The organism is Intestinibacter sp. (assembly GCF_034113885.1).
Lineage (GTDB): Bacteria > Bacillota > Clostridia > Peptostreptococcales > Peptostreptococcaceae > Intestinibacter.
Genome location: NZ_JAXEWM010000188.1, coordinates 1 through 12,681 on the forward strand (window position 1 = coordinate 1; position 12,681 = coordinate 12,681).

The following is a 12,681-nucleotide window of genomic DNA, read 5'->3' on the forward strand; positions in this document are numbered from 1 at the left end:
CAAATTGATTATATTCAGTCCTTTTCCATCCTTTATGAATACATCTATAAATTGCTGCTCTCTTATCTTTACCATTTTTTTGACCTCTGGACCGGGATTAAACTCTACCTGTTTCGGAGAAGTATATGTAAATATTCTACAAATTTCCCTATCTAGAAAATCTCCTTCGCTTATGTCCTTTACCTCATATCCCTCGTACTTCAAATCCTCTATTTTTAAATCTAGACCTATTTCTTCTCTAATTTCTCTGAGCATCGCATCCTCCACGACTTCTCCAGCATCGATATGACCGCCAACTGTTATATCAAATAAAAGCGGAAAATCCTTAAACTCAGCTCTCTGCTGCATATATACAAATCTACCGTCTTGAGATTCCTCTATAACCCAGCAGTGGACTACTTGATGTAAAAGTCCTTTTTTGTGGGCGTTTTTTCTAGTATCCTGTCCTATAATCTCTAATTCGTCGTTAAATATATCTAATATTTCCTCCATGACTAATCTCCTATTTTGCTGTTTAATATTTCTTCGTATATTTCATAATCACCTTGGCTAAAGCACACAAAATATACCTTTTCTATCTTATCTGTGTATTTTTTTATCATATCTAAAACTGTGTCACAGGCTATATTTGTAGCCTCCACTATAGGATAGCCGTATATTCCAGTACTTATCGCTGGAAAAGCTATTGTCTTAAGTCCATTTTCAATCAAAACCTCTAGTGATCTTCTATAGCAAGAAGCCAGTAACTCAGGCTCATTTGAACTTCCACCTCTATACACAGGTCCTACGGTATGAATAACATGCTTACTTGGTAAATTATATCCCTTTGTTATCTTAGCATCGCCTGTATTGCATCCATTTAAAGTTCTACATTCATCTAAAAGCTTTCTTCCAGCAGCTCTATGTATAGCGCCGTCTACACCCCCGCCACCTAAAAGCGATCTGTTAGCCGCATTTACTATAGCATCTACGTTTAATTTTGTTATATCTCCCTTTATTATTTCAATTTTTTTCATTATAGTCACCTCTTTTAGTATTATTTTACTATATTATCCTTCCAATTAAAAATATTGTTTAATCAAAAAAGGGATATCGCAAAATAAATTTGCAATTATCCCTTTAAATCTATAATTTATAGAAAATTATTTACCCAATAATTTATTTACAGTTGTCGAAGTATTTTTATATGGTGAATAAACTGTATATTCATTGCCAGCTTTATCCTTATAAATTACATAAGATGATGCTGTCATTTCTGTATCAAATTGAGCCTCTGGAATATTTATTATTGTTCCTAAGTAAGTTACATAATTTTTTTCTTCATTTACTTCATAATTTACCTTTCCTACAGATCTAGCAATACCTGAAGTATTTAATGTTAAAGCTTCACCTTCTGGTATTAATCTAGCAGGTATTATCAATGTACCTTTTTCAACTATTTCATCGCCATCGTTGTAGATTTGAGTACCAAATCTTATACCGCTTTTACTATCTACTACAGCTTTAACTTGAGCACCTAACATATCAACATGAGCCCATTTAGCTGTGTATGTAACATTTTCTGTATATGTTTGTCCTGATTTATATTCTGTAGTTATATCATCGATATCTTTATACCATCCTACAAAAGTATAGCCTGATTTAGTAGGTTCTTCTGGAGTATAATCTAATACATCTTCTTTACCTACAGTCTTTTCTACTACGCTATCCCCATTATCTGGATCAAACGTTACAGTTGCATCGCTATTTTGATTAGATGATATAACTTTTTCTTCATCTACTACTCCGTCGCCATCTTTATCGATTTTAAGTACTGTATCTTTTGATTTATCACTTCCAGTAGTGATAATTGTATCTGCAGTTACTTCTACACCTTCAATACTTCTTTCCTCTTCTAATTCGCCATCTTCATTAAAGTAACGAATAGCGTAATCCATAGTACCTTCATCAGTTCCATCTAAAGTAATTTTATAGTCTTTATTTTCTTCTAAACAGAACATTTTTATTTCGTCATTTTGTCCTATTATATCCATTCTACCAAAAGATGTCTCAGAAGTACATTCTGATGCTGATGAGTTTAATGCTTCTCCATTTAATTCTACATCCACATCAACTGGACAAGCCGCGCGAAGAACTATATATTTAGAGCCTTCAGGTGTTTCACTTTCTGTTTGTTCATCAGATAATGTACTAGCAGCTGTAGTAATTTCTAATTTTTGCATTATCCAATTTATAGCTTCTTCATTTTTTACAGTTTGGTCATGGCTAATATCTAAAAACTTATATCTATAATTATATAAACCGTTTACTTTTTCCATCATTGATGCTGAAAGATAAGGTACTGTTCCATCACCCTTCATATCATATTCTAAATCATCTTCATACCATATTTTATTTACATCATTTCCTATTAAATCAAACTCAATAGAAGTTATTGTAGGCTGATTCTTACCAATTAAAAAATAAGCATTTTCATAATCTAGTAAATTATTATAGCCCTCGCTACTTAAAATTGATTCTTGGAACTGTACAGCTGAACTATATAAGTCTGAAAAAATCTCCTCACATACATCTGCATATTCTTCATCTGAAAGCAAATCGTAAGTTTCGTCTATTAAACCATTTTTTCTCATAGGTGTCTTTGATATATAATTTTTCGTAGGTATTACTTCTGAAGTTGAAATAATAGATGATTTTGTGCTTTTAGTTAATCCACCTAAAAAACCTAATGCATTATCTTGCCAAAACTTTGCATTTTTAACATCGACTTTTTCAGTTAAAACATCCCAGTTTTGTATTTTATTTATTATACACGGTGCACCTTCATAAGGAGTTGCACATGTAATAATTCTATCTACTTTATTATCATCTTTGTATTGAGAATAATAGCTAGATGCAACTAATCCTCCCATAGAGTGAGCAAGTATATCTACCTTATCAGCCCCTAATGTATTAATAAATTTTCTCAATTCTGTAGCATTATATGAATTGCTCTTCATCCAGTTATAATTAAAAATATAAACTGGTCTATCAGTAGAACTACATAGCGAATCTATAAGCTTTTTATATGTATATAATGCACCATATTCTCTTTTATATTTTGAAAAAGCAAAAAGCTTGTCATCTTTATCAAGTGCATTTAAATTTTGTTGATTTTCAGGTGGTTTAACATATACACCTTTTAATAATTTATTGCTTAGAAATGCAACTCCACCTAAGCTTGGATCTGGATTCCATACAAGAGTATCCTCATCAAACACTGTACTACTAGAGAATAGTCTACTTCCCATAATCCCTGGCAGTATTATAATAGGATCCTTATCCTGATCACTAGGCTCTACCTTATCTGGATCCTTAACTATAATAGTACAAGTTGCAGTTTTTCCATCTGATGTTGTAGCTGTAATAGTAGTAGTTCCAGTATTTTCTCCTAATTTTAAAGATAAAACTATACTCGTATTGTATTCATCGATTATCTTATTAGTACATTCTGTATTTTCTATACTTAAGATACTTGAATCACCTACTTCATAGGTTATATCTGTAGGAGCTATTTTATCTGATTTAAAAGCTAAACAAATTTTGCTATTAGAATTTATATTTTCAGTATACTTTGGTTGTTGAAATTCTAAATATGTGCCATAATAGCCTTCTTCAATAGATTCAAAATTTACAAGATGCCCTTTTGCATATGTTTCAGCATAAGAACCAGTGTATCCATATATATTTAAATAATCCTTGTAAAAAGTACCATAAGGGAAGAAAGCCTCATTATCTATAGATGTAACACTATCTGGTATTACTGCTTTTCTAGTTAATGTTGATCTACAGTAAAAAGCATTTTTTCCTATAGTCGTTACATTATTTGGTATTATAATTTCAGTCAATTTTTCACAATATTCAAATGTATAGTCTTCTATAGCTGTTATTTGACTTGGTAAACTCATTTTAGCTAAAAAAGAACAATGACCAAATGCTCGTTTTCCGATATTTGTAACAGTATACGGTATTGCAACACTAGTAAGGCTACAATAATAAAATGCTCCCTCTTCTATATTTTTTAATCCATATGGTAGTATTATTGTCTGAATATATGAATCAGAAAAAGCATATTCACCTATAGTCGTTACATTATCTGGTACTACATAATCTACAGTCGTCAAATCATCTTGTATTACATTATCCTTTTTGCCTGCTGGATACATAACTAATGTAGATAAATCCTTTGAAAATACAACACCATCAATACTTGAATAATATTCATTTTCATCATCTACAGTTATATTAACAAGTTTGCTACAGTATCCAAAAGCTGTTCTTCCTATACTTTTTACACTCTTAGGTATTGTTATACTATCGATTTTACTACTTCCAAAAGCGTATTGTCCTATACTCTCAACTTTATTTGGTATACTAAAATAAGTTAAATTCTCACAGTTAGCAAATGCCTCTCTTCCTATAGCTGTAACTCCATCTGGAATTTCTATTTTGCTAAAAGCACAGCGACAGAATGTACTATCCTCTATAGTAGTTAAACCCTTTGATAAATTTAAACTCTTCAATGAAGTACAGTAGTAAAATGCAGATTTTCCTATACTATCTACATTATCAGACATCGTAACAGAAGGTAATTTACTACATTTATAAAATGCATATTCTCCTATACTAGTTACAGTATCTGGTATATCAATTTGGATTGCTAATGCTGAACAGTTATAAAAAGTATTTTTACCTATGTATGAAATTTTTTGTGGTATATTCACTTTATATAATTTAGAGCATTTATTAAATAATCCATTTTCCAAGCTCTTCAAATTATTAGAAAGAGTTACTTCTGTTAAAGCTGTGCAATTTGAAAATGCATATCCTCCTATATCAGTTACAGAGTCAGGTATTGTTATTTTTGTTAAAGCTGTACAATCTGAAAATGCATATTCCCCTATACTCGTAGCATTTTGAGATATAGTAACATTAGTTAATTTAGTACAGTAATAAAAAGCTCTATTTCCTATAGTCACTACAGTATCCGGTATTGTTATGTCTGTAAATCTACAATAATAAAAAGCTCCATTTCCTATAGTTACTACAGTGTCCGGTATTGTCACACCTTCAAGACTGGTAAATTGAAATGCAAAATCGCCTATAGCAACTACTTTCTTACCATCGATTTCAGAAGGTATGACAATAGTCTTATCACTTCCTGTATATCCAGTTATTGTCACACTGCCATTTTCTTCAGTATAACTGAAATCTTCAAAAGTCAAATCTGTAGTGCTATCGACTTCAGCTCGTGCTATGTCTGCTATATTTTGTAGATTTGTGGTATTTATCCCAAAATCGCTTATAATAGATTTTGCAGTTTGATACATTTCACTCGTCTGCGCATAAGATACAATTTGAGACAAACCCGAGTTAAATACAAAAGAAGCAGTAATTGTAAATACTACTACCTTTTTGAGTATATTTCTCATTCTTCCAATCCCCCTTTTTTAAATTATTTTTAGATTTTTGTAAAATAGATAATCTATTATTACTTATTTATATAGTAGCAAAAATCCCTTTATTTAGCATAAAAATTTAAATCTAAGCACAATTTTTTTAAGAGTATATTAATAAAATCCTAAATTTTTCTGTAATTTAAAAAGTATTTTATTGTAGCAGTAAAATACTAATGATAAAATTAAATTATATAATAACACTGAGGGAGTGAAGGATATGTACGGTTTCTCTTTTGATTATATATTTAGTATATTATTTTTTGTAGCATTTTTATTTGTATTTAGCATATTTGTACTTACAGGGCTAAAATCAATTACTGAATGGAATAAAAACAACAACTCACCTAAGTTGACAGTAGATGCAAGAGTTATTAAAAAAAGAAATCAAGTTAGCAATAGCGATTACTTAGACCACAATGGCATGATACATACTACAAGTTCGATATCCTATTACGTTACATTCCAAGTGGAAAGAGAAGATCAAATAGAAATGCGTTTAAGTAGAAAGGAATATATAATGTTAGTTGAAGGTGATTATGGAAAGCTTACATTTCAGGGTACAAGATATATATCCTTTGAAAAATAAATCAGAGTGGGGATTGGGTCCTTATTTTTGTAAATTATAATATAAGTTCATAATTTATTGCTATTGCGAATTTAATTATATTATTTTAATTCCCTACCTAATAATTCACTCCAAAAAATAGCTAGAGCACCATCTTCTTTAAATAAAGCAAGCATTTCTTCTGGAGATTCTTGCGAGCCACGTTTTAGCCATTCATCATACCATCCAAAAAAGCTAGCAGCAATAATGGCATGATTATATGCCTTAATATTACTTTGCTCTGCTTTTGCGCCACATAATTCATTAATAAAACGAAGAAGTAAATGAGAAAGGTCTGCTTTATAAAGAAGTTCTATAGTTGGTTTCATACTCTCAAATAATCTAAAAAGAGTCATTATAAAGTCTGAAATATTAGTGTCTTGAACATTATTTGACCATTCATTATGAATTTCTTGTAAATGTTTTAAAATAACATCTTCTTTACTGTCATAATTACGATAAAATGACATTCTAGCAACGCCTGCTTTATTGACTATCTCTGTTATAGTAATTTTTTGAAAGTCCTTGCTTTCCATAAGTATTAATAGTGCTTGTGTAATACTTTCTTTGACAATTATATTTGTACAATTAACTCGATTCATCTGATACAATTCCCCCTTTTGTCACAGTAAGGTCTATAAATATTGATTTTAATTTTTGCAATTGCTATTATAACATAAATGTTACAAATATATCAGTTCTTTAAAATATATAAATATTAACTTGATGTAAGAATTTAAAATATATTGGAGGTATTAAAATGAAAAACAACGACGACAAGACAAAATCAAAAAAGTATCATATACTTAAGAAACTTATTATAGCTTTATTAATATTATGTGTGATTATAGGAGGAATATTTACTTATGTAACTAAAAAACCTCAAATAATAGTAGGCTTTATTCAAAGTCAACTATATAAAGATAGTCCAATTAACTCTTTTGAGCCTTTTAATGAACCCGGTAGTCATATAAGAGAAGATGGGTCTTTATATGTAAATGATATTAAATACGGTGATGAATATGCAAATAGTTATCTAGATATAACTTATCCTAGTGATGATATATCTGTAGATAGACCAACTATTATCTATTTCCACGGTGGTGGGTACTTTGGTGGCGATAAATCAATGGGAGACCCACTTGCTGTAGATGATGATATCAATGTTCTTTTTAATGAAATAGTTAAAAATGGATATAACTTTGTTAATGTAAATTATGCTCTAGTACCTGATTATCATTTTCCTGTTCCACTTATTCAAATGAATCAATCTATTAATTTTTTAGTTGAAAATGCCGAAAAATATGGTTTAAATATGGATAATGTAGTTATATTTGGACAGTCTGCTGGAGCTATATTAACTGCTCAATATGGAGCCCTTTTATCTAATGAAGATTATAGAAATGAATTAAACATTAAGCCACAACTTACAACCGAGGAAGTAAAAGCCTTAATTATTGATGATGCTCCTTTGGCAACAGAAGATTTTAATTTCAATACAAAAATGTTAATTACAAACTATCTTGATACAAATGATTTGAGTGGTAATATTGCTAAACAATACAATGCTCTACTTCATATAAACGAGAATTTTCCTGTATCTTTTATGACAGCTGGTAATACAGATGGCTTCCCTGAGGATATGCAACAATTAGCAGATAAATTAGATGAGTATAATATAGACAATGAATATTACTATCGTGATAGAAGTTACGGCGACTTACCACATGGATATTTAGGTAGTGTCAAAGATAATAAATACGCAAGAGAATGTTTTGATAGTATATTAAAATTTATAGATAGATATACTAAATAATCCATTTAATTACTGTTTATATTTTATTTATATTTGCTTTTATTCATTAAAATTTTATTTAAATACATTATTGTAAACTATTGCGAATTTATTTATATAATTACCTTACATACAAAAATGATAAAAGAGTTTTAAAAAAACTTCTAATTTAGATATTAGGAGATGATAAAGTGAATATAAAAAATATAAATTGGATATCTGAAGATGCAAGTGAAGCGATAGTAAGTGTAGTAGATAACAAAAATTTTAGTTTAAATTGTTTTTCTCAGCCATGCAAATATTATCTAAATAATGAAATACCAGTTGACATTAAAGAAAAAGAATTTATAGAGTTTACTTGCACTAGAATAGATTTATACTAAATACAATAATTACACAAAAGATGGAAAATAATGAGTTTTCGCAATGTCTCTATCTATTACTTTGTAATTTTTTCTTACTTACTTTATAATAAAATAAATTATGCTTTAGAAATATATAAATGAGGAGGAGCTTGTTATGGGAAAACTTTCAAAATTGCCAAATATAGGAAAGGTTGTAGAAGATCAACTAAACCAAGTAGGAATCATTACAGAAGATGATTTAAAATCAATTGGAGCAAAACAAGCATGGTTGAAAATCCAAGAAATCGATGAATCAGCTTGTATTAATAGGCTATTAGCATTAGAAAGTGCAATTCAAGGTGTTAAAAAGACAGAGTTGTCAGATGATGTCAAATCAGATTTGAAAGAGTTTTATCAATTGCATAAAAAATAACAGCTGGAGATAAAGTAGTATTAAAAGCACTAATGGATATGCGTATAGGGGTTGCTGCATGTAGTGTTTCTGAGAGTAACTGCAACGGTGGCAAATATTCTCCTATAAAAATAATAGTAAGTGAATAAATATCCGTACCTAAGAAATTACTCTTAGGTACAGTTATTTTAAACCTATTTATCCTTTCCACTAGACAATAAATAAGTTCCTACTCCTAAAAACAAAATTCCACCTACTAAATTTCCAAGCGTCACGAAAAATAAATTATGAATCATTCCACCCAAAGTAACAGCAGTAGAATTTGAGATTATGCACACTAAAAACGTAGCCATATTAGCTATACAATGCTCAAATCCACTTGTAACAAAGGCAAACAAGCTCAAAAATACTATTATCAGCCTAGAAGTTTCGTCCTTTAATTTGTAAGCCGCTAAAACACCAGCACAGACTAATATATTACACAAAACTCCTCTAAAAAACAGCTGATGCGCCTCTGGTGAAACCTTAGCCAAAGCACTATACTCAAAGTACATCAGCGTAGAATCCTTAAAAAGCCCAGTACCTATAAATAAACTAGCTACTAACAACGCTCCTAAGAAATTCCCAAGATAGCTGTAACCAAGCACCTTCAAGGTATCTCTTTTACTGGCTTCTCCTGCCATAGCTCCTACCGTCATAACCATGTTGTTGCTTGTAAATAGCTCATTTCCTAAAATTAAAATCAAGCTCAATGCCACGGAAAATGAAAGCCCTACAGCAACCTTAGTCATAGGTGAGTGCACCTGATACAACATCCCTCCAATTGTAAACACCAAAATAACACCTATTCCTACATAGATACCTGCAAACATAGCTGATACCAAGTATTTCAATCTGCTTTGGTTTAATAAATCGATCTTTGCTCTAGATTTTTTAGTCAATAAATTTACTGTGTCACTACTCATAATGTCTCCTCTATTCTCTTGTAAATTATACTTTCCTAAATTATCATAATTCGATTTATTTTTCAATTCATTTTAAATTTTAATTTTAGGTAATTTATTACAAATTTTCCGATTTTAACCTATTAAAATCTAGCCACTCAAATTCATGTACATATTCTTTCTGCATCTACTTTGAGCTCTTCTTTGATTTCTCTTAGTACGGCATTTTCAGCAGTTTCATGTAAGCCCTCCCGTAATCATTAGTCTACTTACTTTACTCTAATCCATTCTACTGAATCACCATCTTTTTCCAATACCGTTTGATAGTCGTTATTACTTCTATAAATTGCAATCTCCTGACAATCTTTATCAATAGGTATTTCAAATGTATTTTTTGCGCCTATGCTTCCATTTATACCACCAAAAGCAGATATAAAATCGAGATAAAGTTTTCCATCTTCTTGCTTATGGACATTTACTTTTCTTATAAAGCCTACAGAAGAACCTACTCCCACATCAATCTTCATGATAGATCTATCGTTAGAAATCGAATAGTCGTTGATAAATACACTACTATTTTTAGTAAATCCTGTTCCTATTAGCCATGTTCCAATAAGAATAATCACGAGATTTAATACACATAATATTGTCTTTTTAATTTTCATGTAATTACCCCTATAAATTATACTTTATCAATATATTATTCATTTCATCTTCTAGCGCATCTAAAAACATAACCACTTGATTTGGTTCACTGCAAAACCTAACCCCATCATCAAACCCAAAAGCTTTTTTATTTCGAACATACACTACATTTATCCAAAATTCAAATTCCACAAGATCATCCTCTTCCAAATATTCAATTTGAAAATTAAAAAATGCTTCACTATTAAAATAAACATATTTATCCTCGTCTCTTTTACTTTCAATTATTAACCTACATTGAGCAATCAAATTTTTTAATTCATATAATGTAAATGTCGGTACTTCATTATTAATAGTTACTTTTTTTAAAGGAGTTTTAAGAGATAACTTAAAAGGTATATAATTTTCAAAATCATCTCTTCCTTTTTCAAGATCCATTCAAATCAATCTCATAATCGCCGACTCCTGCACATCCTACCATAATTAAACACATCAATAAAACACTTATTAATCTATATTATTCTATACTCATTAAACAGCGTTTAAATAATAATGTTGAACCTGCTTTTACATAGCCGTATTTACCGTATTTATTTTTAACCTTTACATATCTAGTGCTTCCATTTTGATATAATGCATAAACATACGCTGGACTTCCTTTACTTATTGTAAATGCTTTTTTAGTTGCGCTTGTCGATGTATAAGCAGTTAATGTTCTTGCTGCTATATATTTATGTTTTCTTACAAGTGAACTTGTATTTGCTGTTCTTTGATTAGTTATAGTATATCCATTTAATTTTACTTTTGGATAACATATAAAATCACCAATAGCGTCCCTAAACTTTGAATATATGCCGCCATAAGAAGTTTCAACAAAAGTTACTATACCTGTATTAAGATCGTAGTTCTCTAATCTACCACGGAAAGTTCTATTTACTTTACATGTATTATTTCTAAATTTAAGCAATTTTATATGTCCATTATTATGACCATCCCATTCAAAAACTATCTCTTTACTCTTATCATGCTTATTAAAATCATATATTTTTGATGTAAGTTCAAAGTGATAATCAGGATCATAATCATTAATCAATGTTTTAACGCAGCTATTAACCTTTATCTTTAAATCTCCATTATATATGTAAACTTTTATAGTATCTAAATCCCCATCTCCATCTATGTCGCACTTATAAGTCACATTTTGTTTAAGTGCTTTCTTACCTGATGTAGCATCATATGATTCTTTTAAATTTGCCACAAATATACTACCTACAACTATAGTAGCTACTAGTGCTACTGCACTAATTTTTTTTAATGATTTCATAATAGGTTCCCCTTTTATATATTTTTGACTGTTAGCACACTCACTACAATCTATATTATAAATTATATATTATTTTGTAATCATAAGCGAAGTATTCTTAATTCTATTAGATTTCAATAAAGGTCTATACTATATATCACATACCCACTATTTTTCTTACTGTATTTGCTGTTCGGATTGTAATCTTGTCACTTATATTTGAGCTAGCAGTCTTTGACCACCAATTTGTCTTTTGATAATTCTTTCGACTAAATGACCAAAAAATAACATTTTCGTAATTATGAGCTTTCTCATATTCAGCTTTAGGATTACCAATTTCATTATAAATCTCTTCCACAGATAAAGGTGGCATGATAAATATAAGGTTATCATATATTTCTTTATTATCATCTCCCCACCAATTAGGTGCATTATTTAATAGTTCTTTTAATTTTTCTTGCAAAATAATAAAAACTAGTATATCTAAATTAAATTTGTCTTTTATCATTGATTTTATTTTATTTGAAAGCATATTTTTATCATCAACAACACTTGAAAAAATAACATTCCCACTATTAAGGTATGTAGTAACCTCTGCAAAACCAAGCTCTATAAAGCCGTTTTTTAATTCAGACATGGCTATCTTATTTTTTCCACTTATATTTATTCCCCTTAACAAGGCAATATATCTTTTCATATAACACTTTCCCCTCCATAAATTCAAATTTTATCAATATAATATCAAAAATATTTTCATACGCAATAGCAATAGAATTCCATCTTCATGATTAAACTCAGAAACTTTTAAGCGCTAACCTTCTCACTAAATTTATAACAACCATTGTAAAAATACATATACAGCAAAAGATAAATTCAATATTTAAAGAGTTAAATAATTCACTCTTACTACTTTGTTTTATTAACGTCTCCTTATCTCCTTCTACCTTAAAAAGCTCTGTCCCTGGTTCATTTACTTTATAGTAGTTATTTTTATCAATATAAGCTGTTTTCACTTCTTCCTCACAATACAAATCTTGATATTTTAATACATCGTCATCTTTTAACGAATCCTCTTCATATAAATCCCATTTGCTATATTTTAATAATATATTTGTTCTATAATTCAATACATATAA

General features: G+C 29.6%; 14 protein-coding genes. 4 read left to right on the forward strand and 10 right to left on the reverse strand.

Translation table 11 applies throughout. The features are described from left to right. The 3 genes from SPD90_RS11700 to SPD90_RS11710 form a co-directional block, all read right to left on the reverse strand. Positions 1-492 (reverse strand): NUDIX hydrolase (locus SPD90_RS11700; RefSeq protein WP_320925352.1); only part of this gene is annotated, 492 nt, incomplete at its 3' end. A 2-nt stretch (positions 493-494) separates the two neighbouring features. Then, positions 495-1,016: an O-acetyl-ADP-ribose deacetylase gene (locus tag SPD90_RS11705; RefSeq protein WP_320925353.1), complete on the reverse strand. Its 522-nt coding sequence runs from the start codon at positions 1,014-1,016 to the stop codon at positions 495-497. A 126-nt stretch (positions 1,017-1,142) separates the two neighbouring features. Then, positions 1,143-5,471 carry an alpha/beta fold hydrolase gene (locus SPD90_RS11710; protein ID WP_320925354.1) on the reverse strand — a complete coding sequence of 1,443 codons (4,329 nt, stop codon included), beginning with the start codon at positions 5,469-5,471 and terminating at the stop codon, positions 1,143-1,145. 244 nt (positions 5,472-5,715) lie between these two features. Between SPD90_RS11710 and SPD90_RS11715 the strand changes: the two genes are divergently transcribed. Further along, entirely contained in the window at positions 5,716-6,084 is a 369-nt protein-coding gene (locus SPD90_RS11715) for a DUF2500 domain-containing protein (protein WP_320624533.1), read from the forward strand. Between the two features lie 80 nt (positions 6,085-6,164). Here SPD90_RS11715 and SPD90_RS11720 read toward each other — a convergent pair whose 3' ends face one another. Beyond that, positions 6,165-6,704 carry a TetR/AcrR family transcriptional regulator gene (locus SPD90_RS11720; RefSeq protein WP_320624534.1) on the reverse strand — a complete coding sequence of 180 codons (540 nt, stop codon included), beginning with the start codon at positions 6,702-6,704 and terminating at the stop codon, positions 6,165-6,167. A gap of 158 nt (positions 6,705-6,862) precedes the next feature. Here SPD90_RS11720 and SPD90_RS11725 point away from each other — a divergent pair, with 158 nt between their 5' ends. The 3 genes from SPD90_RS11725 to SPD90_RS11735 all read left to right on the forward strand — a co-directional run bounded on the left by SPD90_RS11725 (position 6,863) and on the right by SPD90_RS11735 (position 8,674). After that, positions 6,863-7,918 (forward strand): alpha/beta hydrolase, encoded by a 1,056-nt coding sequence (locus SPD90_RS11725; RefSeq protein ID WP_320624535.1) that lies wholly within the window; start codon positions 6,863-6,865, stop codon positions 7,916-7,918. A gap of 170 nt (positions 7,919-8,088) precedes the next feature. Continuing rightward, entirely contained in the window at positions 8,089-8,280 is a 192-nt protein-coding gene (locus SPD90_RS11730) for a hypothetical protein (RefSeq protein ID WP_320624536.1), read from the forward strand. A gap of 136 nt (positions 8,281-8,416) precedes the next feature. Next, positions 8,417-8,674 (forward strand): TfoX/Sxy family protein, encoded by a 258-nt coding sequence (locus SPD90_RS11735; RefSeq protein WP_320624537.1) that lies wholly within the window; start codon positions 8,417-8,419, stop codon positions 8,672-8,674. A gap of 173 nt (positions 8,675-8,847) precedes the next feature. Here SPD90_RS11735 and SPD90_RS11745 read toward each other — a convergent pair whose 3' ends face one another. The 6 genes from SPD90_RS11745 to SPD90_RS11770 form a co-directional block, all read right to left on the reverse strand. Further along, positions 8,848-9,618: a formate/nitrite transporter family protein gene (locus SPD90_RS11745; protein WP_320925355.1), complete on the reverse strand. Its 771-nt coding sequence runs from the start codon at positions 9,616-9,618 to the stop codon at positions 8,848-8,850. 248 nt (positions 9,619-9,866) lie between these two features. Next, positions 9,867-10,262, reverse strand: coding sequence for a hypothetical protein (locus SPD90_RS11750; RefSeq protein ID WP_320925356.1), 396 nt, complete (start codon positions 10,260-10,262; stop codon positions 9,867-9,869). Between the two features lie 10 nt (positions 10,263-10,272). Further along, positions 10,273-10,680, reverse strand: coding sequence for a WapI family immunity protein (locus tag SPD90_RS11755; protein WP_320925357.1), 408 nt, complete (start codon positions 10,678-10,680; stop codon positions 10,273-10,275). Between the two features lie 79 nt (positions 10,681-10,759). Next, on the reverse strand, positions 10,760-11,566 hold the full coding sequence (locus SPD90_RS11760) for a hypothetical protein (protein ID WP_320626736.1): 807 nt from the start codon (positions 11,564-11,566) through the stop codon (positions 10,760-10,762). 136 nt (positions 11,567-11,702) lie between these two features. Next, on the reverse strand, positions 11,703-12,242 hold the full coding sequence (locus SPD90_RS11765; protein WP_320626735.1) for a DUF1697 domain-containing protein: 540 nt from the start codon (positions 12,240-12,242) through the stop codon (positions 11,703-11,705). Positions 12,243-12,339: 97 nt separating this feature from the next. Continuing rightward, a partial coding sequence (locus SPD90_RS11770; protein WP_320925358.1) for a hypothetical protein occupies positions 12,340-12,681 on the reverse strand: 342 nt, incomplete at its 5' end.